Origin of the sequence: Enterococcus sp. LJL51, assembly GCF_049894025.1 — a bacterium.
In the GTDB taxonomy this organism is placed as follows: Bacteria; Bacillota; Bacilli; order Lactobacillales; family Enterococcaceae; genus Enterococcus_L.
Genome location: NZ_JBNEQE010000020.1, coordinates 15301 through 39854 on the forward strand (window position 1 = coordinate 15301; position 24554 = coordinate 39854).

21 protein-coding genes are annotated in these 24554 nt (G+C 35.7%); 17 read left to right on the forward strand and 4 right to left on the reverse strand.

From position 1 onward, the window contains the following. The first annotated feature begins 115 nt into the window (after positions 1 to 115). Positions 116 to 730: a YtpR family tRNA-binding protein gene (gene ytpR / locus ACPWSO_RS15410; protein ID WP_426084473.1), complete on the forward strand. Its 615-nt coding sequence runs from the start codon at positions 116 to 118 to the stop codon at positions 728 to 730. Between the two features lie 94 nt (positions 731 to 824). Here the strand turns inward: ytpR and ACPWSO_RS15415 are convergent, their stop codons facing one another. Beyond that, positions 825 to 2117 (reverse strand): S1C family serine protease, encoded by a 1293-nt coding sequence (locus tag ACPWSO_RS15415; protein WP_426084474.1) that lies wholly within the window; start codon positions 2115 to 2117, stop codon positions 825 to 827. Between the two features lie 399 nt (positions 2118 to 2516). On the opposite strand from ACPWSO_RS15415, the gene rlmH reads away from it, so the two are divergent. The 5 genes from rlmH (at position 2517) to ACPWSO_RS15440 (ending at position 7523) form a co-directional block, all read left to right on the forward strand. Continuing rightward, positions 2517 to 2996 carry a 23S rRNA (pseudouridine(1915)-N(3))-methyltransferase RlmH gene (rlmH, locus tag ACPWSO_RS15420; RefSeq protein WP_426084475.1) on the forward strand — a complete coding sequence of 160 codons (480 nt, stop codon included), beginning with the start codon at positions 2517 to 2519 and terminating at the stop codon, positions 2994 to 2996. A 393-nt stretch (positions 2997 to 3389) separates the two neighbouring features. Then, positions 3390 to 4490, forward strand: a complete 1101-nt coding sequence (locus tag ACPWSO_RS15425; RefSeq protein WP_426084476.1) for a DUF4062 domain-containing protein — start codon at positions 3390 to 3392, stop codon at positions 4488 to 4490. Between the two features lie 156 nt (positions 4491 to 4646). After that, positions 4647 to 5441, forward strand: coding sequence for a DUF5677 domain-containing protein (locus ACPWSO_RS15430; RefSeq protein WP_426084477.1), 795 nt, complete (start codon positions 4647 to 4649; stop codon positions 5439 to 5441). 468 nt (positions 5442 to 5909) lie between these two features. Beyond that, positions 5910 to 6374 carry a hypothetical protein gene (locus ACPWSO_RS15435; protein ID WP_426084478.1) on the forward strand — a complete coding sequence of 155 codons (465 nt, stop codon included), beginning with the start codon at positions 5910 to 5912 and terminating at the stop codon, positions 6372 to 6374. A 357-nt stretch (positions 6375 to 6731) separates the two neighbouring features. Further along, positions 6732 to 7523, forward strand: coding sequence for a hypothetical protein (locus ACPWSO_RS15440; protein WP_426084479.1), 792 nt, complete (start codon positions 6732 to 6734; stop codon positions 7521 to 7523). Positions 7524 to 7937: 414 nt separating this feature from the next. Here the strand turns inward: ACPWSO_RS15440 and ACPWSO_RS15445 are convergent, their stop codons facing one another. Beyond that, on the reverse strand, positions 7938 to 8816 hold the full coding sequence (locus ACPWSO_RS15445) for a hypothetical protein (RefSeq protein WP_426084480.1): 879 nt from the start codon (positions 8814 to 8816) through the stop codon (positions 7938 to 7940). Between the two features lie 410 nt (positions 8817 to 9226). Between ACPWSO_RS15445 and ACPWSO_RS15450 the strand changes: the two genes are divergently transcribed. The 11 genes from ACPWSO_RS15450 to ACPWSO_RS15500 all read left to right on the forward strand — a co-directional run bounded on the left by ACPWSO_RS15450 (position 9227) and on the right by ACPWSO_RS15500 (position 22543). Then, positions 9227 to 10735, forward strand: coding sequence for an AAA family ATPase (locus tag ACPWSO_RS15450; protein ID WP_426084481.1), 1509 nt, complete (start codon positions 9227 to 9229; stop codon positions 10733 to 10735). After that, entirely contained in the window at positions 10713 to 11564 is an 852-nt protein-coding gene (locus ACPWSO_RS15455; protein WP_426084482.1) for an HNH endonuclease, read from the forward strand. The genes ACPWSO_RS15450 and ACPWSO_RS15455 overlap by 23 nt, the downstream gene beginning before the upstream one ends. Before the next feature lie 241 nt (positions 11565 to 11805). Then, the gene (locus tag ACPWSO_RS15460) at positions 11806 to 12108 is read left to right on the forward strand and encodes a hypothetical protein (RefSeq protein ID WP_426084483.1); all 303 of its coding nucleotides are present in this window, start codon (positions 11806 to 11808) and stop codon (positions 12106 to 12108) included. Between the two features lie 278 nt (positions 12109 to 12386). Beyond that, complete coding sequence (locus ACPWSO_RS15465; protein ID WP_426084484.1) at positions 12387 to 13046, forward strand: hypothetical protein; 660 nt, start codon at positions 12387 to 12389, stop codon at positions 13044 to 13046. Positions 13047 to 13414: 368 nt separating this feature from the next. Continuing rightward, a complete protein-coding gene (locus ACPWSO_RS15470) occupies positions 13415 to 14242 on the forward strand; it encodes a phosphate acyltransferase (protein WP_426084485.1) in 828 nt (275 codons plus the stop codon). Positions 14243 to 14247: 5 nt separating this feature from the next. Then, positions 14248 to 15324: a butyrate kinase gene (gene buk / locus ACPWSO_RS15475; protein WP_426084486.1), complete on the forward strand. Its 1077-nt coding sequence runs from the start codon at positions 14248 to 14250 to the stop codon at positions 15322 to 15324. A 282-nt stretch (positions 15325 to 15606) separates the two neighbouring features. Beyond that, the gene (locus ACPWSO_RS15480) at positions 15607 to 16323 is read left to right on the forward strand and encodes a DUF5131 family protein (protein ID WP_426084487.1); all 717 of its coding nucleotides are present in this window, start codon (positions 15607 to 15609) and stop codon (positions 16321 to 16323) included. A 365-nt stretch (positions 16324 to 16688) separates the two neighbouring features. Further along, positions 16689 to 17393, forward strand: a complete 705-nt coding sequence (locus ACPWSO_RS15485; RefSeq protein WP_426084488.1) for a GntR family transcriptional regulator — start codon at positions 16689 to 16691, stop codon at positions 17391 to 17393. Positions 17394 to 17599: 206 nt separating this feature from the next. Beyond that, complete coding sequence (locus ACPWSO_RS15490; protein WP_426084523.1) at positions 17600 to 18904, forward strand: PTS sugar transporter subunit IIC; 1305 nt, start codon at positions 17600 to 17602, stop codon at positions 18902 to 18904. A gap of 57 nt (positions 18905 to 18961) precedes the next feature. Beyond that, positions 18962 to 20347 carry a glycoside hydrolase family 1 protein gene (locus ACPWSO_RS15495; RefSeq protein WP_426084489.1) on the forward strand — a complete coding sequence of 462 codons (1386 nt, stop codon included), beginning with the start codon at positions 18962 to 18964 and terminating at the stop codon, positions 20345 to 20347. Between the two features lie 675 nt (positions 20348 to 21022). Further along, on the forward strand, positions 21023 to 22543 hold the full coding sequence (locus ACPWSO_RS15500; RefSeq protein ID WP_426084490.1) for a flavocytochrome c: 1521 nt from the start codon (positions 21023 to 21025) through the stop codon (positions 22541 to 22543). Between the two features lie 313 nt (positions 22544 to 22856). On the opposite strand, the gene ACPWSO_RS15505 is transcribed toward ACPWSO_RS15500, so the two are convergent. Continuing rightward, positions 22857 to 23156, reverse strand: coding sequence for a hypothetical protein (locus tag ACPWSO_RS15505; RefSeq protein ID WP_426084491.1), 300 nt, complete (start codon positions 23154 to 23156; stop codon positions 22857 to 22859). A gap of 80 nt (positions 23157 to 23236) precedes the next feature. Beyond that, positions 23237 to 24139, reverse strand: coding sequence for a helix-turn-helix transcriptional regulator (locus tag ACPWSO_RS15510; protein ID WP_426084492.1), 903 nt, complete (start codon positions 24137 to 24139; stop codon positions 23237 to 23239). Between the last annotated feature and the right edge of the window lie 415 nt (positions 24140 to 24554).

Sequence of the window (24554 nt, forward strand, 5' to 3'; positions counted from 1 at the left end):
CCTAGCAGCTGTCGGTTAGGTTTATTAGCAAATCGAGATGTTGCCTAAAAATTGCGTGCACCCAAATGCTTTTTTTGATAAGATTAGACAGGAAAACAGTCAAGGAGGAGAATAAATGATTTTTTCATATAATAAAGAACATGTAGGCGACACCTTACTGGTGATTGTCGCAGATGATCTGGGACAGGAAAACAGTGTAGAGCGCAAGGGAAATGTTGCAAAAGTAACTGCGGGTTCTAATCAAGTGGTTGCCTGGAACATTTTTAATGTTTCTTCGATTATTTCTATTGAGGGCAGTGGACAGGTAGAATTAACAGAAGAACAACTAAATCGCCTGAATGAAGAATTAAAAGCAAATGGATTTTCTGAAGAGCTGATACTGGATGAAACACCTAAAATTGTTGTTGGATTTGTTAGATCCTGTAAAAAACACCCGGACTCGGACCATTTATCTGTTACTCAAACAGAAGTGGATAATGGCGAAGTTCTGCAGATTGTCTGCGGCGCGCCGAACATCAAAGCCGGACAAAAGGTTGTTGTAGCGAAACCGGGAGCAATGATGCCGGATGGTATGATGATTTGGCCAGGAAAGCTGCGGGGAGTAGAGAGTTTGGGTATGATTTGTTCTGCTAGAGAACTGAATGTACCCAATGCTCCAGAAAAGAAGGGAATTATGGAACTGCCGTTTGATGCAGTAGTTGGAACTCCATTTTCAGCTGAGGATTATTGAGAAGAGTAATAATTGCTGACCTATTTTGCTCAGTGTGCATTAAATAAAAAAAGCCGCCTCCGTCGATGGTCGACGAAGGCGGCTTTTTCCTGTTTTATTCTTGTGATTGTAATGCTGTTTGATCAATAGTTAGTTCGATTTTTACGGTCTGTTCTTTAGAACCGCGGTAGAAGGTAACTTCCATCGTATCACCAACTTTTTTCTTATAAAGAGCACTTTGAACATCCGTTGAAGACTCTACGTCTTCGCCGTCAATTTTAGTGATAACATCATATTTTTCAAGACCCGCCTTGTCTGCTGGAGTTGCTGATTGTACAGAACGAACGACTACGCCAGTCGTTAATTCCTCAGGCGTCTTCAGAATCTGCTCTCTTTGCTGAGTAGAAATGTTAGTCATATCAACCATAGATACACCCAATGCCGGACGAGTAACTTTACCTTCTTTTTCCAGCTGGTTAATAATGTTGACTACATCATTACTTGGAATCGCAAAGCCCATACCTTCAACACTGACAGAGTCGTTGGATTGGACAATCTTCACAGAGTTAATCCCGATAATCTGACCTTCGATATTGACTAGCGGACCACCGGAATTTCCTGGGTTGATAGCTGCATCTGTTTGAATCGCATTGATACTAATTGTTTCACCATCATCATTAGTATTTGTGATATTTCTGTTTAAAGAAGAAACAATCCCTTGTGTCACAGAGTTTGCATAGTCAGAGCCCAAAGGAGAACCAATCGCAATTGCAGGCTCGCCGATTTTCAGACTGTCGGAATTACCGAATTCTGCAACCGCATCAATATTGTCAGAAGTAATCTTAATCACTGCAAGGTCAGTATAAGAATCTGTTCCCACAAGCTCGCCCTTTACTTTAGTACCATCATGCAGAACGATTTCCAAACCTTCAGCACCGCTAACTACGTGGTTGTTGGTAACAATATAAGCTGTTTTTCCGTCTTTCTTATAGATAACCCCGCTGCCTTCACTGGCCGCCTCTAAATCCGCCCCATCAGCAGCATCAGAATTGCTGTCGCTGCCGCCGCGGTTGCCTTCATCAAACAAACCGCCGTAGAGTCCAGATTGTTGATTGCTGACACTCTGCATATTGATAACTGAAACAACTGCGTTCTGAACCTTATCCACAGCTTTTGTGATGTCGCTGTTGACATTCACATTTACGTTGCTGACTTTTGTATCCCCGTCATTACTTTCAGGCGTCAGCTGCTCAGATGAGCTAGGTGTATTGTTATTGGACATATCGGTTACTGCATATAGACCGCCGAAGGCCAACGCACCACCGAGCAGACCGCTTGCAAGTCCAATACCAAATTTTTTAAATAAACCATTTTTATTTGAATTAGGTGTAACATCTCTTCTATCCATTATAAACATCCTCCGATTTATTATTCATTTATCTAATTAATAGTATAGCTTTCCTAGACAACATTAGTCTACAGGATAGCTTTGAACTTTTTATGAAAAACTTTGGTAAAAATTCATTTAAGTGAGAAAAAAATAACCCTAATTATGAAAAAATAAAGAAGAAAGATGTGGAAAACATCTAAAAAAAGTTATCCACAGAATTGTGGATAATGTGTATAAATCAGCAGGGGAATACATGTTTGTATTGAAAAAGTTGTAAAAATAGTGCTGAAACGATGTCTAAACTGTGGATAAGTCTGTGTATATGTGCATAACTTTGTGGAAATTCTGTGGAATACAAATCTCCTTCATGATAAAATTAGTGGAAAACATGAGAAAAAGAAGAAAAGATGTGAAGAAATGCGTATAAAAATCATTACTGTGGGAAAGCTAAAAGAAAAATATCTGGTTCAGGGAATTAATGAATACCTGAAACGTCTGCAGAGCTATAGTAAAGTAGAAGTCATTGAAGTACCCGACGAAAAGGCGCCGGAAAAGCTTAGCGAAGCCGAAATGCTTCAAGTGAAGGAAAAAGAAGGCGAACGCATTCTTGCCAAGCTCTCAGACAGCGACTACCTGTTTGCCCTAGCCATAGACGGCAAACAGCCCAGCAGCGAAGACTTTGCCAAAGACATCGAGCAGCTGGGCATCTCCGGCAAGTCACAGCTGGCCTTCGTCATCGGCGGCTCACTAGGACTTAGCGACAAGGTATTAAATAGAAGCAATCAAAAAATCTCTTTCGGCAAAATGACTTATCCACACCAGCTAATGCGGCTGATTCTGGTGGAGCAGATTTATCGGGCCTTTCGGATACAGAAGGGGGAACCGTATCATAAATAGGGATATAAATGATAATAAAAGGAATCGTACTTGTGTCTTATCAGGTACGATTCTTTTTTATTAGGAGAGAAGAATCAACGGATTAATAGTATTGTATATGATATAGTCCGTTACGATTTTTCTCATATTGCAAATAGCTGAGGTGATCGTTACGGAGGTGCGTAACGACAAATTGAATACTATTTATATGGAAAACTATTCTCAAAATAAATAATGATGCTATAATTATTTTAATGAAATTCTTTTTTTTGTTGGAGCAGTGGATTTAGCATAAGACGATGAAAGCGTATTACTATCAAGTAGTGAATAAACTAGATGAAATTCTAGATTTTTTGAAATATCAGTTTTATTGCTAGTAAAAGAATACAAGAATATCTGGAGGCATATTTTATTATGAATAGCGAGAAAAAGTTACAAGTATTTATTTCTTCTACGTATAAAGATTTAATAGATGAGAGGCAGGCTGCTGTTGAAGCTGTGTTAAATGCTGGGCACATCCCAGCAGGAATGGAGTTGTTCAAAGCAGGGGACCAAACTCAGAAAGACATCATAAGAGAGTGGATAGAAGAATCAGATGTATATTTATTAATATTAGGTGCTAGATATGGTTCAGTGGATTCCGAGCTGAATATCAGTTATACAGAATGGGAATATGATTTAGCTGGTGAATTGGGTATCCCTAGATTTAGCCTAGTATTAACAGATGATTATATAAATGAAAAAGTTAAAAAAGAGATATTAAACATTAGTGACATAGAGAGGAATATAGCACCATTTAAAAATTTTAGACTTAAAGTCGAATCTCATATGGTCGAGTATATTGATCATAAACAGGCAATTAAAGGTGCTGTTCTGGGCTCTCTTAATAACACAAATAGAAGAAATCCTGATTTAAAAGGCTGGATTAGATATTCTGATAAGGTTGACGAAGGAAAATTTTATCAACTGGTTAAAGAAAATCAAGATTTGAAAGATCAACTTCAGAAAAGTAAAATAGCACTAAAAAAACAAACTGAAAATTTGAAACAAGATGATGATATTATTGTAGTGGAAATTCATTTTGACATTTATAATAAAACGACAAAAATAAATAAAAATGGTAACTCATATGTTAGGTATGAATATTCTAGTTCTGATGTTACAAAAATAGATGTTTCTGTAAATGAAATGACACGAGCTTTGCTACCTGTGCTGATTCAATATGGAGAAAAAGGTTTAATTAAGAGAGAATTTGATAATATATTGGAGGAATTAATATTTTCTAAGGCTGGTATTCGTGAGTCTAAAGAATACTTTAATGAAAAAGAAGGCTACAACTCCGATTTTAAAATTCCAGAATTGGATCGACTGATTACTCAACTAAAACTATTAAATTTTATTGATTTTAATCAATCGATAGATAAGGATTCTTATTGGACAAAAACGAATGTTTATATCTATATTACTGAATTAGGTACGGAAGAAATCCAGAGGTTGTTTGCTTACAAAAAATAAAAAATATAAAGTGAATATAAAATTTAATTAAACGCGAGAAAAAGCTTAGTCTCTGCGTTCTATCCTTTGTTTAGCTAATTTTTTTCTTATAGATAGAAATAAAATTGAAAAGAAGTGTATTTTAATATAATGAATTGAATGGAAGAGGTTTATGAGATGATGAAAACACCTACTTATGAAAAAATATTTGAATCGACTATAAGAAGATTAGATAATCTAAGGGCTTTGGGTGAAAAGAAATCAAATCCTTTAAATCGTGTGGACATTTTTCTGTTTTTTATAGTGGGAAATATTAATCTTCGTTTAAAAACCATTTTCTTTCTGTTGGAGAATGGTATTACAGATGGTGTGCTGCCGTTACAAAGGACTGTCTATGAACTTCAACTGGCTTTTCAAGTATATTCAAGTGCTACTGCTGAGGAGAAGGAGAGGTTTATTCGGATATATTTGAACAAAAAAGGGTTCGAGTCTGCCGTAAAGTGGGATAAGCTTTTAACGGGTAAAGATTCTATTTTGTTTACAGATATTGATCGTGACATGGTATCAAGTTTTAAACAGGAATTCAAAAAAAAGATTGAAGTTGATTCTGATAAAAAGCTTTCGGTCTTCAAATTGTGGTATGAAATAGCTAGTGGAAAATCATTCAAAGAGTTAAGTGATGAAATGTATTCTGGAGTAGAATTTTTTTCGAGTTATGATGAACTTTCAAATTGGTTACATCCACAGCGGTTGCAAGAAAATTTGAATCCTGAGAATTTTGAACAACAGTTGCCAGATGAATATTGGAAAATGCTAATAAATGTTTCAATATGGAGCGTAAACTCATTAGCTGAAGATATGGTTTTCATGGCAAAGCATTTTAATTTAGACTCAAGTCCAAGGTTTTTCAAATATGGTGATAATGTTTTTGAATTTACTAAGAAGTTGAATGAAATAAGAGATAATATTTAGAAAAGAATCGTTAAGATTCCTAAAGAAATTTTTCGGATGATAGTTGTGGGCTTTCCAATTACATGTAATACGGACATAAGTGTCACAAATAATGAAGTTTTTTTGAGTGGTAGGAATTCAGAACAAAAATCGATAAAATGATGTCCGTTATAGAATTCTCCAAATATCATTCACTTACGATACGGGGAACCGTATCATAAGTAGGGGTATTTTTTTGGAAAGATGGCATAATATCGGCGGTTCGATGATGAGAATCACAGGGAAAGTGATACGGGAGTCCTTGTTGATCTGAAAAAAACAAATGGATATGGGATAAGAAATACATATAAAAATGATTTTTGCTTTCTTTTAATATTGATAGAAAAGACTCTCGTTCTCATTAGTTATCAGCAGGAAGTGTTTTATGTGGAAATGTATTTTTTAAAGCAGAAGATATCAGTCTAGAGTTGTTGATGAGGAGATGATTCGTTGAAGAAAACAATCAAAGTGTTTATGTATTTATTTCTGGCGACTATTTTACTAGTGATAACAAGTCCAGTTATGGGAATTCCATTGATAAATAATATTGTTGCGTGGAGAATGGAAAGTGAATTGAAAAATATTCCAGTACCGAAGGAAACGAAACAAATTCAACATAAGAGTATTGTAGGTAAGCTGAACGGAAACGGAAATGGGATGGACTATTTAGCTACTTTAGTTGTAGAGAGTAAACAGAGTTTAGAAGAACTACAAGCATATTATAAATCACACAAACAAGGAGTGGCTATCATGAATCAAAAAAGTGATAGGTTTAATGGGAACCCTTTGGAGCATGGTGAATTAGTATATCAAAAATTAAGAGACCAGACTGAATTTTCAAATTATTATACAATCTATTTTTATCGTTCAGCTAAGTCTGGCTCAATCCTTGAAAGTGATATTCGAGGCCATTGATAAGAGACATTGCTAGTAAAGGATAAATTTTGTGCTTCAGTAATTGTTTAAAAAACTTTTGACAGACCTTTTATAGAAGAAGTATATGGAGAACTTATTTCTTCTTCCTTATTAAGTTAGTAACATGACTGTATGTTTTTTTGAAGACCGTTGATTTATTGGGTTTAAGTAAATACAGGGTAGAATGATGTGGGTGTTGGTGGTAATCTGGAAATATTTAAAGGAAGAAAATGAATTTATAAGATACTACATTGATGTTTTGGCCTTTTCAAACATTAAACAGAAAAAGATTAAAAATAACTGATTTTTTAGTAAATCGCTAAGATTATATTTTCTAGGAATGGAGTTGTTAGCATAGTGTTTAAAATGTTTAATAATGAAACAGAGTGGGAGATATTTCAAAACGTTATACAATCTAATAAACCAGTTTTTGTTAAATCCAAAAAAGAAAAACTGCTATTAAAAAAAATAAAAGAATCTGAATGGAATGATAACACAAGCACAAGGCCAGATTTTATTGCGAATGATTTGATGATTGAAATGTTTGAGATAGACGATATTGTTACAACAAAAAAAGGAAAGAATAATCCACAACGAAAAGCAAATGCAAGAGCCTTGAGAACTGTTGAGAATTGGATGAGTGAGTTTCCTGAAGGAACATTTCATCCTAATCCAGTGATTATTGGCAATGGAGATACAAGGTACAACCCTGAAACAGATAGCTTTACTCCTGATGATTCAATAAGTCATCATAACTATGGGGCATACTTAAATAATTTTAAGAGAATATGCCAAAAACACTTGGACAGTGTAGATGCTTATAAAAAGAACTACCCAAATAAACAACTTGGGTTTTTAATAGTAGATGATTCAACATATTATGTAAGGAAAAAAGAAACAAATAGGATTTCAACACGTGAAGCAGTTTTCAGTCTTCCATTTTTTGATAAAAACTTTATGAAATTATTTATAAAGTCGGAAGTTGATTTTGTACTATGGGCATTCAACAATAAATATTTCTATACTAAGGAACATCCACATGGTGAAGAATCATTTCTTCCTGAAATAGTTTTGCTCACAAAAGATAATTATTATAGTAAACATTCTAAACGCTTCGATATTAGTTCTATGATGTCACTAGAAGAATAATGAGGGTAGATGAAGAATGCGGGAAGCTTTTTTATAGTGTTTTTATCTATACATCACATCGTATTGAAAGTTTGAATAGAGTGCAAAAAAGACAGTTTAGTTTGTGTCACTAAGTTGTAACAACTTATAAAATAACTATATATTATAACTATGAAGCCCTATCATCTATATCGGTGATGGGGCTATTTTTGTGCACAAAGAAAGGAGATTGGAAGGAAGTATGGAAAAATCCCATACTTCTTTTTGAGTTGAATTAAGTAACACTCAACTGTACGTTTACTTTATAACTTTATATAGCTATCGTTTTAATAGAAATCAAAAATAGGAATGATGTGAGATACAGATATAAATTATTGAGTATTTACTATTATTCATTTGGAAATTTGTAAAATAATTTATGTGAAATATGTGTCTTTATGTGTCCATCATATCCCAATCGCTGCCTAAAACCCAACGTAATGCTGAAAGTTTTCCATTCAGCATACCCCATTCAAAATCGCTATATGGTCCAAGCGCATCTTCCCCATATTTGTCAATCATCCTTTGCGCAGCTTTCAGTGCACCTTCCCAAATATCTGAATTGATAGTGGTTTGTCCATTTTCAACTCGGCTCTTTAATAACAAATGCCTATCGAACCATACTTTTTCATAGAATTCTTCAGAAGCCTTGATGATTTCATCTAATGTACGTCCATCATCGTTTTCCAAATCATCAGTATTCTGATGATGAGCAACTTTGTATTCCTCTAAGCCAACTGTCAGGTCTTTTAATGCAGATTCAATATGAGACATACGTCGGTTTTGAGAAGCAAAAAAGGCTAATTGTTCTTCCCTCTCCATTTCGATATCTAAAAACTCCATACGTATACCATAATAAGAGGGGGTATTAAGTAGTGAAGTGATTTTTTCCAAATGATATAATTGCACATCTATAGTAGAATCAATTTGTGTTAATTTTTCCCTTTCTGAAAGAGTTAACTCTTGGTTAGTGAAAAAAGCAAGGCCTTTAGAGTCGTTAGATTTAACTCCACAGAGATCATGTTGGAATTTTACTCGGACTTCATTATATGTTTTTTGACCGCGAGGAAAATAGACGGCACCTATCCATTTCTTCCCTTCATACGTAAATGCTATATCCTTGAGGCCGTCAGGGCCTCCTAAAGGATGAGATGGATCAACATTATGAAATCCTTCATTTGACAAAATGATGGCTGCTAATCTTTCAGCAGGAGTTTGTCCTCTATCCCAGTTTAATAGTCGATGCCAAGTCTCTTTACCTTCATTCATGCGCATACTTTCACCTGCTCAATCATTATTTTACTTTATAATATAAATGTATCATAATTTAGACAATAAAGGCATAATGTAATTAGAAAATGATGGAAATTTAGGTAAAGGAGGTAGTCTGAAAACTTAATTGTAGGAAATAAGGATTGTTTAGAGGTCATAAAACTGCCTGGAAATGCGATGATTAAAGATCAAAAAATATTGAAGAGTGTTAAGATAAAGATTTGTTTTAGAAGTATAATATAGATGTACCTTTGAATTGATAGGGAAACTATTGATTAGCTAAACTATCCATAAACGTGTAAGATTTTTGAATTAGATTCAGAAAAAAATAATTGCAAACTCTACATCTTTTGAAGAAGTAACATCTATAGTTATTAAAATAGATTAAGAAAATTTAATTAGGAGGATTTGAAATGATTGAATTGAAATTGACATATATTCCTTGGAATGACTATGGCTTCTATACTCATTATAAATTATTTTTTTCTTATAAAGTAAAAAAATCTAGAAGTGAAAGAAATGTTTCGTTAGGGAGAATATTAATAGTTAATCCAGAACTTGCGAAGTTGAAAAAAGAGGAAGAACCTTACCACAATAGCAAGGATATAGAAGGAGATGTGGATAGTATTGGAACGAATTATATAAGTTTAGGATATTCTAAAGAGTACTATTCTAAACTTTATTCCTATGATAAAGAATATCCTGGATTGATAAAACTTATCAAAGAGAAGTTGAATGATATTGTTCTTAATGAAACGGTTGATAGATATAAAGATTATGATTTTTTTAAGCTCTCCTTTACTAGAGCTTTTTCACTTCATATGATTCAAAAAGTGTATCCAAGAATTGTCAGTATTGGTAACGAAAAAAAAGATTACTATTTAAAATTTAAATTTAAATCAAGAAAATTTAAAGGGTATGTTGAAATTGATACAAAGGTAAATAATTTGCTTTCAAACAATATTTATGCAGTTATTGGAAATAATGGGGTAGGAAAAACGAAATTACTAAAACGAATAATAAAAAAATTAAAGAAGAACAATTATGAGGTCAAATCAGAAGATGAGTATTTTGATATCAATAGAATATTATTATTGACAATGAGTTCTTTTGACGATCATGAAAATTATATTAACGATGATGATAATATAGAGTATATAGGAATTAAGGATTATAACAGTATTGATGCATTAAAGTCGACCGAGTTACTTTTATTGGAGCTGTATGAATTTTTGAAAAGTATAAAATCTGATGAAAATAAGTATAAAGAACTAGAGTATATACTTAATCAACAGATTGCTACTTTTGATTCATTTTTAAGAGATTTCATAGAAGATTCCATCCTTAGTTATGAAATAGATGATGAAAGACAAGAAAATAGAAACACAAAAAATAAATTTCAAAAATCATTAAAAAATAAATTTCAAGAGTTGAGCTCTGGACAAGCTAATTTACTATATATGACTTTCAGTTTAATAGCGGTGGTAGAGGAGGACATGTTTGCCGTTATCGATGAACCCGAATTGTATTTACATCCTTTATACGTTATGGGATACATTAATTTATTGAATTATATTTTTGAACGTCGTAATGCTATTGCGTTTATTTCTACACACTCACCTTTAATAATTCAACAGATTCCAAGTAATTGTGTGTATAAAATTACTTTTGATGATATTGAAGAAAAGAGAGCTATAGAAAAAATAGATTTTCCTTGTTTTGGTGAAAATTTAAGTATTATCAATGATAGAATTTTTAATATCAAAAAGTTTGAGGCAGGTTTTTACAGAGAACTTGCAAGTAAAAAGATTGAGGAACTAGAAGAGATATATGAAAATAATGATATTGGTATAGAAGCAAAAATATATATTAAGCGTAGGATAAGAGAGGTCGTAGATAATGATGAAAATTCTTCCTCCTAAAATTACGGTTGAAGATGTTATAGAAAATCTTTATATCAGTAATGTCGAAAATAAAAAAATTATAGAAACGAATGGGTTTAAAAGAGTTGTTAAAAAGTCTGAAAGGGAATTGAATGATTTTTTTTGCCAAAGGGATCTATCCTCTAAAAATCCACTATATCCAAAGAAAAGCAAACCGTTTAGTGTTGCACTTGGCAATAAAAAGCGTGTGACTGTCAAGAAAGATAAGATGCATACACTCTATAATCGGCTTAGGGGAGGCGCATGGGGAAACTTTAAAAAATACTTTTATCCTCTTCATGAGAGTAAATGTGCTTATTGTGGTGTATTACATGCAGGCACACTTGATCATATTTTTCCAAAGGAAACTTACTATACCTTTTCCATAATCCCAAGCAACTTAGTCCGTAGCTGTTCTTATTGCAATGGTAAAAAAAATACTTTTGTATCTGAAATTATGGTTTATTATCCATATAATGAAAAACCACTGTATGATTTTTTGCAGGTCAAGAATCTAAAGGTTGATAATAGTGGTCTCAATACTGAGATGGAAAAAATCTCCCCTGCTGTATATGAAGATTACATTAATAAATTAAGTCTAAAAGATAGATTGGCTGATATAATCGCAGAGGAAATCACACCTCTAATTGCTTCTTTTTCAAAAATATACGATATAAATAGTGACTATGAATTGTTTATTGAAGAATTAAAACATCATAAGTCTGTTACTCTTTCTAGAAAATACTTAGAAGATGCACTAGATAAGCTTGATACAGACGATTTGAAAGCTGGTATTGTAGATTTAGTATTTGAACTTCTGAACCAATAAGAGGGATTTGAACTGTCAAGTGTGTAATTTGCGAATATCTTTACCTTGTACTTGTGAAAATATCATTTTTCATGACAACTGATTTATGCCAATTTTGATGATGTCTATTGTATATCGAAAATTATAATTCAGTGGCGTGAAATCAAATATTACAAAGGAGAATTTAGAATGTCATGAATAATCTGATTTTTGGAAGAATATTCATTTTTTATTGTACCTAAATATAGAAAAAGGAGAAATCATGGAGCTTATTGATCAAAAGGAAATTAAACGTTTTCGGAAATTATTTCTAAAAAAGCAAGGCTCTTTAAATAAGATTGAATTTTTGAAAGAACGATATGAGGCTGAAGGGAATTTATTTCATAAAATCCTTTTACATAGTGGTATAATATACAATTTGAGCTTGATGGAAATCGATGAATTAGTAGATTTTGTTAACACTTTGAAACTGGATACTTCTGAGGAAATGAAAGAGGATCTATTATTTTTGCAGTATTTGTTAGAAAAAGAATTTATGTATGCAAAAGAAACAGACAGTATGTAGAAGAAAATCTAAAATCTATCCGCATTGAAGATACTCTCAGTTATTTAGAGTATGTAAAATTCAATTTTATAGTAAATGGGATTAGCATAGATGGAGAAAAATATATTTCATCTATAGCTAACTCTCAATACGACCATCTATTGGACAGCTTTCCTGGAATTGTTGAATACATACGAAAGTATGATATACAAAATGCAAATAAAGAAGTAAGAAAACTTAATGCAGCTTGCAAGAAACTTTATCAGTTGGAAGCACGCCGGAACTCGATAAGGAGCTTCATGAATTCAGTAATGATGGGACTTGAAAAACCGAGGAAAATTGAAAAATATGTACACGGGGACAGAGACTTTGGAACTGTTTATTTTATGTCATCTAGGCCGACATATTGGCCTGTTTTAGAAATACATCGGGACTTAAATTTTATTTACTATAGCGAATTAGAATCGAGTATTCAAACTTCTTTGGCTGAAGAAACAGGTTATATGAACTCGTTTATTAATGGAGATATGATAAAGGTTGACATTGAAAATGGAATAGAGTGGCTTGTAGAGAAGGATGTCCTTCGAGAATACAAGCTTATTTCTCCAATGTATGGAAGTACAAACAATTCATTTGTATATAAGAATATAGAATATAAAATTATTGATTTGCTAAATGTTTATAAAGCGCTAAAAAGATATAATTATAAAAATAACGATCTGTGGATGGATAATTTTAAGTGTAATGGAGATATAGGTTCTATTAAAGCAGTTGGTGAACGGGGATTGATTAGGATGTTAGGACTAAAGTATACAGAAATAGAGCTAGTGAGATTGTTATCATTCGATATTAAAGGTGATGAAAACAGTACGCTATTAAATTACAAACCTTTAATTCGTTCTGGTTCTGTCTATTATTTGATGTCAACTTGGAATATGTTTCTTTTGGACGAGCAATAGATAAGATATTATCTGATTATAAGAATGTAGAAGTTAAGTTGGAGGGACAAGACGAAAAGGGGATACTTTTCGAGAATACTGTAGAACGTTTTTTTCGAGATTGTAATATAACTACTTTGCTACATAAAACATGCAAAATTATCCCTTATAGGACCTATTCCCTTTTGTAATGAAGGTTACCTCTTTGACTATTAATGGTTTAATCAGAGTAGGAATAGCAGGTGAGCGTACCGCCTTGAAGTCCTCACTTTTAGCTTACAGCATATATCCGATAAATGAGACGCATAACTAAAAGAGGATATAAATATCTATGTGCGTAAGCGCTTTCTTTGTGGTATGGTAGAGAAAAGTGCAGAGGTGAGTTGAAGATGACGAATGTTGCAGTACCGGGCGGATCTCAGCCAGAAATACTGGAACTGGTAAAAGCTGCTAAAAGGAAGTATGGTTCAGCGGTAAATTTTTATATTTTTGATGAAGCTGAAAATATTGACCAGGATAATTTGTGGACGTACATTTCCTGTGAAAAAGGAACAATGATTCAAAAAGCAGTCCAGAGTTTAACGGACGGGCAGACGCAGATTCTTTTAAAAGGAATCGTTCAAACCCATGACATGCTCAAAGAGGTGTTGAAAAAGGAGCATGCATTAAAAAGCCAGTCTTTGCTTTCCCACGTTTCAATCATTGATATTCCCAAATTAGGCCGTCCTCTATTACTAACTGATGCTGGGATGAATATCGCACCCACTAAAGATCAGCAGATTCAAATTATTGAAAATGCCGTTTCAGTTGCTGAGAAAATGGGGCTTGCAAAACCGAAGGTTGCCTTGCTCAGCTCTGCGGAAACCTACAATCCTAAAATGCCTTCCTCCATTTTGGCTCAGGAAGTCACCGAGTATTTCCGTAATCAAGAGGAGTTTATTGTTTATGGTCCTTTGTCCTTAGACTTGGCCTTGTCTAAAGAAGCGGTCGCTCATAAAAAATTTACTGGCCCAATCGAAGGGGATGCTGATATTTTAGTTGTTCCTTCGATTGATGTGGGCAATGTCTTTTATAAATCGTTACTTCTATTTGGAAATGCCTCAACGGGGGGACTTATCGCTGGAGTCAAAATACCTATTGTTTTAACGTCAAGAAGTGATTCTGTAGAAAATAAGCTTTACTCATTAGAATTTGCACTAGAGCAATTAAAGGAGTGAAAAATATGCTGGAGGTAGTGTTAGTTATTAATCCCGGGTCCACTTCAACAAAAGTGGCTCTTTTTGCTGATGGACAGGTGCTTGCGGAACAAAAAATCGATCATTCTAGTACAGAGCTATCTGAATTCCCCGGAGTTATCCTTCAAAAGGATTTTAGGAGACAGGCAATTCAAACCTTTATCAGCACAAAATTGGAGCAGCCCTTTATTATGAAGGCGGTTGTCGGACGAGGAGGGCTGCTGAAGCCGATTCCCGGCGGAACCTATGTAGTTAATCAAGATATGCTGAATGATTTGGAAACAGAAAAATATAATACGCATGCCTCCAACTTAGGGGCTATTTTAGCAGCTGATTTTGCCAAACAATATGGTGTCGCTGCATACATTGTTGATCCTGTGGTCACTGATGAGCTGCAGCCGGTTGCTCGGATTTCCGGACTTAACGGCATTGAGCGGCGATCAGTGGGACACATTCTAAACCAAAAAGCGGTGGCTCGGACAGTGCTGGCAAAGCACGGTAAAAAATATGAAGAAAGTCAGGTCGTTGTCGCTCATCTAGGCGGAGGAGTGAGTATCGGGGCTCATAAACTGGGGCGTATCATTGATCTATCCAATGGACTTGATGGAGAAGGACCATATACACCAGAACGAACCGGCAGTTTGCCTTTGGTCAGTTTTGCGGAAAAGGTAGTACAGGAAAAATTAACATTACCAGAAATTAAACGGATGCTTGCTGGAATTGGCGGCTTAAAATCCTATTTAAATGAAATCGATATTCGGGCAATTGAACAGCGGATAGCCGCTGGGGAGGAAAATATTAAAATTTATTTAGATGGTATGAGCTATCAGATAAATAAAGAGATTGCTGCGATGGCCGCTGTACTGAATGGACAGGTGGATTTAATCATTCTCACTGGCGGAATTAGTTATTCTACTTATATTGTTGAAGCAATCGAACAGGGGATTGGCTGGATTGCACCAGTTGAGGTGTTGGCTGGAGAAATGGAAATGGACGCATTGTACCAAGGAGTGGTACGTGTACTAAGCGGTACTGAACAAGCAAAAGAGTATAAGAGTGTATAGACCAAGTTCTCAAAAAGAATACAAGTAAACTGTAAAGAGCTGTGACTGTAGTATGCCATAGCTCTTTTGACTTGAATAACTGATACTCCAGTCCGTCAATGATTCTGTCTGTGATTGGTCTTTTACTGGTTTGATGGGAAACTATTCTCTTTCAAGGAGCAGTTCATTCAGTCAAAGAACCTGTCTCTGTTTTTATTTTACAGAACTTGGGTCAAGAAAATTATGATATTATTAATAGAATAGAGCTATGTTAAAGATTGAACAAGGGAAGGAGCAACTATCATGGCATTTTGGAATCCGTGGAGCGGCTGCAAGCGAGTCAGCGAAGGCTGCCGCTATTGTTTTATTCATGAAGGAGCTAAGAAAAGACAGCGTGAAGCCGATAAAATAGTAAAGGCACAGAGCTTCGATGCGCCAATAAAAAAAAGCAAGGGGACTTACGTCATCGAATCCGGTTCAACCATTTATACGTGTTTTAAAAGTGATTTCCTGCTTGAAGAGGCTGATGAATGGCGAGCTGAATGCTGGGCTATGATCCGGGAGCGTTCCGATTGCCGGTTTATTTTCCTGACTAAAAGAATCGAACGGCTGCAGGAGTGTCTGCCTAGTGACTGGGGTTCCGGATATGAAAATGTGACTATCGGTGTCTCTGTTGAAAATCAGCAGATTGCTGATAAACGTCTTCCGATATTACAGTCGCTGCCCATTCGCCATAAAAATATTATTTGTCAGCCGCTGCTGGGACCAATTGATCTTTCTGAGTATTTAACAGGAATTGAACTGGTTATGGCTGGAGGAGAATATCACAAAGAGGGACGTCTCATGGACTATCAATGGGTCCTTGACATCCGTCAGCAATGTATCGAGCAGAATGTATCGTTTGAGTTCCGCCAATGCAGTACACATTTTATTAAAGATGGCATCACTTACCGGCTGAATTATCGCCAGCTGTTTTCCCAGGCGAAAAAGGCAGCAATCAATTGGTCTTCTAAAGATTAACAATTGCCCTTTCAATCTCTAAATAGGGACTGCATTCTAGGATGAGAATGCCAGTTTTAGTAAAGTTGCTTTTTAGGTATGAACACTGGAGAAGTGATTATTGGTTTTTCTACAATTCATTTAATTTTATGTAATCTGCTGATGGTTGTTATGAGATTCTACAAATATTAGCCTTTTACAACAAGGATAATCCTATTGTAAATAAGGCTTTCTTCATCAAAGCAGCTTAAAATTCGGGAATTGATAACTAAAATGGCAAAGTAGAAGTTTTCCTCTTCCAAATTCTTTATAGTTGTATAGTTTGTTTACAAATTAAAGATATTCTATTACTATATAAGTATATACAAATTTCGAGGAGGATAAGAATGCCTAAATACAAAGAAATTGCGATTGCCTTAAAGAAAAAAATTGTTGAGGGTGATTTCAAGGAAAGCGAACTGTTGCCTGATCAAGAAACATTGGCTAAATCCTATAATACAAGTCGAGTAACCGTCAGAAAAGCAATACAATTGCTAATCGATGAAGGTCTATTGTATACGAGACGGGGATCAGGGACGTATGTCAGAAATAATATCAAAAAGAACAATAAGAATGTCACGCAAATCAATAGCGTATTTGGTACATCTGTCCAAGAGGGTGTGGCGGTTACCAGTAAAATCATCCGTTTTGACGTTCGCTTTCCGACTCCGTATGAGTCTGAGGAACTGAAGATAAAAACGACCGACCCGGTCTATGATATTAAGCGTGTGAGATATGTAAATAACGAGGCAAGAAGTATAGAAACATCAATTATGCCGCTAAAGTACATCAAAGATTTGGATGAGAAGATTTTGATGGGCTCTATATATAATTATATACGGGATGAGCTAGGTTATATAATTAGTGCTGCGCAGCGTGTGATTATTGCTTCTAAGGCAAATGATTTGGATAGTAAAGAGTTTAATATCGAAGTAGGGGACCCAATTCTGGAGACGAATCAGGTGGTCTTCTTTGATGATGGGACCCCGTTTGATTTATCTGAAACAAGATATCCCTACACTTCAGGAAAAATAGTTGCTGATATAAACTAGCTAGGTATGTTAAAGAAAGGACTTTACTTGTAAATGTCGAGTAGAGTCTTTTTTTATTCCATAAAATTAGTATACACTTATTTTAATTATGTATTTACAAAAATATTTGTAAGTGTTATCATGTGTTAAAGGTTAGCGCGCAGCTATAAATAATTTGGGAGGTACAAATGGTGGATGAGAATAAAAATCAAAAAAGAGAAGTTTTGATGGGGAAATTTGTTCAGACAGCTCAAAAAATTGGAAATCAGATTTATTTAAGAACGTTACGTGATTCGTTTGCGACTATCATGCCTTTATTCATTTTAGCTGGTATTGCCATTCTGATTAACTCGGTAGTATTAGATTCTACTGGGTGGTTCAAGGATATTATTAGTGCGGATACAATGTCGACTTGGCAAAATTGGGGAAATATTATTGCCAACGCAACGTTAAATATCACAGGTATCATCCTTGTGATTGCCATTGGATATTTTCTGGCAAAAAATAGGGATTATGACAACCCAATAGGGGTAGTCATCGCTGTTGTTCCGGCATTTCTGACGTTGCTTCCGCTGATGATTGAGACGACGCCAATCGATGCAGAAGCAGCTGTAACAATCAATGGTGTTATCAGCTATGGAAACATCGGCTCAAAAGGGGTTTTTGCCGCAATCATTACAGGTCTGTTAGCAACTGAAATGTATATTCGTCTCACTCGATCTAAAAGATTGAAAATCAATTTAGGCGACAGTGTACCACCAGCAGTTGGGAAGTCCTTTAACACAATGATTCCTTTGATTATTGTCGTTTCACTATTTGCCTTAGCTTCATTTCTAATTCAGCTAACTGGAAATGATTTTATGTCAATCATTGAGCGCTTCATTCAAGAACCTTTACGTGGTGTTGGAACATCGTTGTTTGGCTATTTATTCTTAGTTTGTCTGGGAAACTTGCTGTTTTCTTTTGGTATTCATCAATCTGTAATCACAGGACCGATTCTGGATCCGCTATTGATGGTAAATATGAATGAAAATATGGATGCAGCGGCAGCAGGGCAGGATGCTCCTCATATTATCAACTCAGCGTTTCATCAAGTATATGGTGCTTTGATGGGCGGAACGGGTTCAACGATTGCGTTAATCCTGGCAATCTTGATTTTTAGCCGCTATCGAGCGTATAGAGATTTGTCCAAGCTGGCTTTAGGACCTAATCTTTTTAATATTAATGAGCCTGTCATCTTTGGTTTGCCTATTGTATTTAATTTACCGATGATTATTCCTTTCGTTTTATCTCCTATTATCGGTACAGGTATTGGATATTTTGCAACAGCGGTAGGGCTGGTAAATCCATGCGTTGTCACAATTCCTTGGACGACACCGCCATTTTTAAGCGGCTTTTTAGCAACAGCGGGAGATTGGCGAGCTGTTATTGTTCAAGCAATCATTATCGTTGCACTGGTATTTTTCTATCTGCCATTTTTGAAGGTCAGTGAACGGGTTGCTCGTGCAAGTGCTGAGATGACAATTTCTTAGTCTGTTAAAAAGTTGAAAGAACGATTGATAAAGAAGAATGATGATTGGAATGAGATGATGAAAAAGAAAACATTTTTTTGGGGAGATTCCTCATCAAGTATGCAAACCGAAGGTGCTTGGAATGAAGATGGAAAAGGCCATTCCGTTTATGATATTCGTGAAGCAACGGAAACTACATCAGATTGGAAAGACGGCATCGACCGATATAACCGATACGAGGAAGATCTCGATTTGATGCAGGAGATGGGGATGAACTTTTATCGATTCCAAACATCTTGGTCGCGGGTTAATCCTACAGGTGATGGAGCATTTAATGAAGCAGGACTCTTGTTTTATGACCGCTATATCGATGCGATGTTGGAACGAAATATTGAGCCGATGCTATGCCTTTATCACTTTGACATGCCTCTTCACTTAGCACAAAATTACGAGGGGTTCATGAGTAAACATGTTGTAGAGGCCTTTGTAGAATATGGAAAAAAAGTAGTAGACCGCTACAAAAATAAGGTGAAATACTGGGTTACCTTTAATGAGCAAAACTTGTATTCAACCCCGTTGGCACTACTATATGGCGGTACGTTAACTACAGAAGATACAACAGAAAATATCCATCAAATTGCACATAATATCATGGTGGCACATGCAAAGATTGCTAACTACATCCATGAAACGACAGATGGTGAAATTGGCGGGATGCTGGCCTATTCGAATATGTATCCTGCGTCAAATGATCCTAAGGATATACGCATAGCAAGAGAATGGGACGAGTTTATCAATCAAAACCTTTTAAATGCTTTTTGTGGACGCGGGTATTCCAAACAAGTTCGAACGTTTGAAAAACAGCAGTTAGATTTAGATATATCAGAAGAAGAACTTGCAGAAATCGAAAAAGTAACGAGTGACTTTTTAGCATTTAGCTACTATTGTACTGGTTCCATCAGTCATAAAAACATTCCGTCAGATGCAGCACCAAATTATTATTTATCTTTTGGCGATGTTGAGAACCCTTTTGTCTCAAATAATCAGTGGAATCTTGGGATAGATCCTCTTGGTTTTAGGGATATAATCAATAAGATGTACCAAAAATACAATATACCGATTTTTCCTGTAGAAAACGGAATAGGCGTAAAGGAAGAATGGGATGGGAAGACAGCAATTCAGGATGATTACCGAATTTACTACCATGAGCAGCATATCAAAGCGATGAAGGATGCAATGATTATTGATGGATGTGATGTGCTAGGATATCTTGGGTGGGGACTAATTGATTTGCCGAGCTCTAAGGGCGATATGGAAAAGAGATATGGGATGGTTTATGTCAACAGAGGAAATCATGAGTTGCGGGATATGAAGCGAGTACCTAAAAAAAGCTTCTATTGGTTCAAAGATTTTCTGAAAAAAGAACACGGTATGCTAGGTTGTCAGAAGATTGAAGAGAGATAGAGTGTAAAGCTTGCTATCGAGGGAAGGTATGAATCGAAAGTCAATGGAATATAATTGAAAGAAAAGCTGCTTTCCTATTTTCCTAGGTACAATGTAAAACGTGGAACTTATTCCAAGCTTTATTTATAACTATCTATCAAAGCTAAGTCGGTCAATGGGTATTCTATAATTAACTGTCAGCTCACTACCATCATCTTGAAATTTCGCAGTGTGTCAGCGTATCATACATGTCGCTGAATAAGGACAAAGTATTCAGCTTTAGAAGCATAAAAAACAGTATTGTTTATTGACTAGAGCGTGTCGGAACAAGTTAATGGCGAATAGTTTCAAACCTGCTGGGAAGTTGTCGGCAGAACTACTCGCTTATACGTTACATAAGCCGTGTTTGCTTTTTGTTGTCCACAATCGTTCCTGAAAGTTTCAGCTGCCAAGCTACTTTTTAGTCATGCTCTAATATATCGAGAATAGGGCAATAATCAGATTTTTCTTCTGATTATTGTCCAAAATCTGTTATTGCGGGAAGAAATGATATCAGCTATACTTGATTATGGTAGAAAAAACTTTTTTGCTCAAAATGTCAGGAAGAACATTGGGTAATTATTTATTGAGTTTTCTTGCTCATTTAATCACATTTAAGTTACTTCTATTGTATTTTAATTATTGGGGGAATAATAAGTGAAGAAAAGTGTGCTAAAAAAAGGATTCATCGGACTAACAACGTTGTTTTTACTAGGGGCTTGCGGCGCTGACTCTGCTGGAAAAGGTGCCACAGAGAAAAGTAAAGAAAGCTCCAGCTCTGCTGAAGTAGCATCAGGGGCTTCTGCAACAGAATATACAGATCCTTCTGAGCTAAAAGACAGCTATGATATTATTATCGTTGGTGGTGGTGGTGCCGGAATGGCAGCTGCTTTATCAGCCAAAGAGGAAGGTATGAATCCGGTGATTTTAGAAAAGCTTCCAGTTGCCGGCGGAAATACGATGAAATCTTCAGGAGGAATGAACGCCTCTGAGACGAAATTTCAGGAAGCACAAGGAATTGAAGATAGTAATGATTTATTTTTTGAAGATACTCTAAAGGGCGGAAAAGAGACGAACGATAAAGAATTACTGCGCTATTTAGTGGATAATTCTTCACCTGCGATTGATTGGCTGGATTCAATGGATATTACACTGGATAATATCAGTTATAGTGGTGGAGCAAGTGTGAAAAGAATTCATCGTCCGAATGATGGGTCTGCAGTTGGCGCTTATCTGGTAGATGGGCTTGTAAGAAATATCTACGAAAAAGACATTCCTTTGTTTGTTAATACAGAAGTTACCAAAATTATTAAAGATAAGGAGCAGGTAACAGGGGTAGAGGTAAAAATAGATGGAGAAACCAAGACTATTTCTGGAGATGCGGTTGTTATTACGACTGGTGGATTTGGTTCCAATAAGGAAATGATTGAGGAATATCGTCCTGAGCTGAAAGATTATGTAAGCACAACATCGGAAGGTAGTACAGGTGACGGTATACGCATGGTCGAAGAAGTCGGCGGTGCAGTGGTTGACATGAAACAGATTCAAGTGCATCCGACAGTTGTACAGGATTCTGGTATGTTGATTAGTGAAACTGTCCGTGGTGAAGGCGGAATCTTGGTTAATCAACAAGGTGAACGTTTCTATAATGAGTTGGAAACTCGCGACAATGTATCTAAAGCCATTACAGCTCTTCCAGAAAGCTATGCTTACCTTATTTTTGATGGTGCATTAGCTGAACGTGCTAAACAAGTAGATTTCTACAAAGATCAAGGTGTTGTCATTGAAGGTGAGACAATCGAAGATTTGGCTAAAGAAATCGATATGACTCCTGAGACATTAAAAGAAACAGTTGATACATGGAACAAAGCAGTAAAAGACCAATCAGACGAAGCATTCAAACGTACAACCGCAATGGATTATGACTTAACAACTGGTCCATACTATGCGATTAAAATTGCACCAGGTATCCATCATACAATGGGTGGTGTTAAAATCAATACTAAAACAGAGGTTTTAGATAAAGATGGTTCTGCAGTTACAGGCTTATATGCGGCTGGAGAGGTTACTGGCGGAATACATGGACAAAACCGTATTGGTGGAAACGCAGTTGCTGACATTATTGTTTTTGGTAGACAAGCTGGAACACAATCGGCTCAATTTGCAGCTAAGAAATAGATTGTATTTTAGACCTTGATTTTCCAAAAAAGCAATGAAGCTGGAAAAAGGCGTTTTTATGTCAAATTCTGGTGCTAGGATAAAAGCTAAATAACGTCGTAAAGCTTGGAACAAAATCAGAGGCATCCTGATTTTGTTCCAAGCTTTTCTGGTAGTATGAGAGGATTTCGTCAATTATCAGGACAACGGGCTGGATAATTGGCAAAAACAATATCAAAGCCACTCTTACCTCATAAACAGGAACGACCGGATTTTAGTTTGACTGAGAATCGTGAGAACCAACCAATTTAATAAAGAAACCTTCTGAAATAAATCAGTGACTTTCCTCAACAGAAAATAGCTGCAGCTTACAGCTTTTCATATTTATGAAAGAATAAAATTCGCGGGCAGCAGAGCTGTTTCCACCAGCAGTTTCGCCATTTTTTGCATCTTCCGCAGTTTCCCATTCAACCAAATCAACCCAAGTTTCCTCATCTCGAAGTACTTTCCAGGAAATAAATCCTTTTTGCTTCGACAACACTTCGTCGTTGCAGCTTTTTGAAGCAAGTAGAAAATCTTCTACTGATACATTTTCTTTAAGCGTGTACGTGATAAACCAAATAGCCTTAGACATGGTAAAATTCCTCATTTCTAAATTTTATTTTGTTTTGCTATTTGAGTATATCAAGGGAAATGTGACAGCAGTGTGTCACATTATAAATATTTTTGTGAAATCATTTTTGCTTCATTTTTTATGCTGACACGAATATGCTCTGGCTCCAATACTTCCGCATAACGGCCAAAAGATAAAATAAACCCATACAGCCAGTTATTCTCTGGCCAGAAGACTGTTACAATGAAGCCGCCATCCGACTGTTTTTCAATCATGCTCTCATGAAAATCATCAAACACTCGGAAGGCTCTTTCTGGTTCTATCCGAAGCTTGATTCTGACCAGATTCGGTTCTTTCTGGTTGAGAGAACCAGCTTTAGTTGATAGTAGCAGGGAATCCCGCGCAGTAAAGCTTTGGTCAGTGACAACCAGGTTTTTGATTCGGCCTATTTTGAATAACCGTATGTCCTGCTTCGTTAGAGAGAATCCCTTTAGATACCAGGCTTTAGATTTAAACCAAACTTGTATAGGCTCTACACGGCGAAAGGTTTTCTTTCCTTCTTGATTGTAGTAATCAAATTCAATAATTCGTCGTTGGACGATTGCTGTTTTAAAGTCATTGAAAAAATCATTTTCATGGCTCCAGCCTGAAAAATCCACTTCCATCCAGTTTGTTATGGTTTTGTTGAATAGTGTAGATAATTTTTGCAGTACTTGGTTAGTATCTTCTGTTTTAATACTTGATAAACCATATAATGCAGATAAAATCTCTGTTTGCTCGCCTTCGTTTAATAATGATTTGTTCAGTACAAAATTAGGCAAAAGACTGATACCGCCTCCCTTTCCTCTTTTCGTATAGACAGGAATTCCTGCTGTGCTCAAAGCGTCTATGTCACGGCAAATAGTTCGTCTTGAAACACCGAAGTATTCAGTCAATTCTCTTGCTGAGACACTTTTCCTATCCAAAAGGATATAAACTATTTCGAATAGCCTGTTGATCTGCATACTTATCACCTGAAATCATTTTTTTATTCGTTAAATATACTATATCATAAGAGAGTGTGACGGAGCTCCTCCATGGGAAGAGGAATCGCAGGAACAGAAGGGTTTTGTCTTGAGACTTGACAGTAGGTACGCTTATCATCGAACTAAGCCATTGTTTTAGCTGAGCTTCTTCAATCGTGGGAAATCTTCAAAATAAATGCAAAAAGGCAACATGAAAGGGAAAGAGTCTGGGACATAAACTGAGGTGCCCTACAAATGTTAGACAAGAAAATCTAATGATTATGGGGTATTTTTATGTCAAAATAGTCAAGTGAATTCAAATTGGAAGTCGTAACAGAATACCAAAAAGAAAAACTATCTTATGAAGAATTAACTTAAAAATATGGGATTCCTTCACCAACACCCATTAAAGGAT

Excerpts from the sequence above, each read along its gene's own strand:
- ACPWSO_RS15430 (WP_426084477.1), top strand. The coding sequence starts at position 4,647 with ATGATGAAAACACCTACTTATGAAAAAATATTTGAATCGACTATAAGA.
- ACPWSO_RS15425 (WP_426084476.1), top strand. The coding sequence starts at position 3,390 with ATGAATAGCGAGAAAAAGTTACAAGTATTTATTTCTTCTACGTATAAA.
- ACPWSO_RS15505 (WP_426084491.1), bottom strand. The coding sequence starts at position 23,156 with ATGTCTAAGGCTATTTGGTTTATCACGTACACGCTTAAAGAAAATGTA.
- ACPWSO_RS15455 (WP_426084482.1), top strand. The coding sequence starts at position 10,713 with ATGATGAAAATTCTTCCTCCTAAAATTACGGTTGAAGATGTTATAGAA.
- ACPWSO_RS15480 (WP_426084487.1), top strand. The coding sequence starts at position 15,607 with ATGGCATTTTGGAATCCGTGGAGCGGCTGCAAGCGAGTCAGCGAAGGC.
- ACPWSO_RS15415 (WP_426084474.1), bottom strand. The coding sequence starts at position 2,117 with ATGGATAGAAGAGATGTTACACCTAATTCAAATAAAAATGGTTTATTT.
- ytpR (WP_426084473.1), top strand. The coding sequence starts at position 116 with ATGATTTTTTCATATAATAAAGAACATGTAGGCGACACCTTACTGGTG.
- ACPWSO_RS15470 (WP_426084485.1), top strand. The coding sequence starts at position 13,415 with ATGACGAATGTTGCAGTACCGGGCGGATCTCAGCCAGAAATACTGGAA.
- ACPWSO_RS15445 (WP_426084480.1), bottom strand. The coding sequence starts at position 8,816 with ATGCGCATGAATGAAGGTAAAGAGACTTGGCATCGACTATTAAACTGG.
- ACPWSO_RS15490 (WP_426084523.1), top strand. The coding sequence starts at position 17,600 with ATGGGGAAATTTGTTCAGACAGCTCAAAAAATTGGAAATCAGATTTAT.
- ACPWSO_RS15465 (WP_426084484.1), top strand. The coding sequence starts at position 12,387 with ATGAATTCAGTAATGATGGGACTTGAAAAACCGAGGAAAATTGAAAAA.
- ACPWSO_RS15460 (WP_426084483.1), top strand. The coding sequence starts at position 11,806 with ATGGAGCTTATTGATCAAAAGGAAATTAAACGTTTTCGGAAATTATTT.
- rlmH (WP_426084475.1), top strand. The coding sequence starts at position 2,517 with ATGCGTATAAAAATCATTACTGTGGGAAAGCTAAAAGAAAAATATCTG.
- ACPWSO_RS15450 (WP_426084481.1), top strand. The coding sequence starts at position 9,227 with ATGATTGAATTGAAATTGACATATATTCCTTGGAATGACTATGGCTTC.
- ACPWSO_RS15510 (WP_426084492.1), bottom strand. The coding sequence starts at position 24,139 with ATGCAGATCAACAGGCTATTCGAAATAGTTTATATCCTTTTGGATAGG.
- buk (WP_426084486.1), top strand. The coding sequence starts at position 14,248 with ATGCTGGAGGTAGTGTTAGTTATTAATCCCGGGTCCACTTCAACAAAA.
- ACPWSO_RS15485 (WP_426084488.1), top strand. The coding sequence starts at position 16,689 with ATGCCTAAATACAAAGAAATTGCGATTGCCTTAAAGAAAAAAATTGTT.
- ACPWSO_RS15495 (WP_426084489.1), top strand. The coding sequence starts at position 18,962 with ATGAAAAAGAAAACATTTTTTTGGGGAGATTCCTCATCAAGTATGCAA.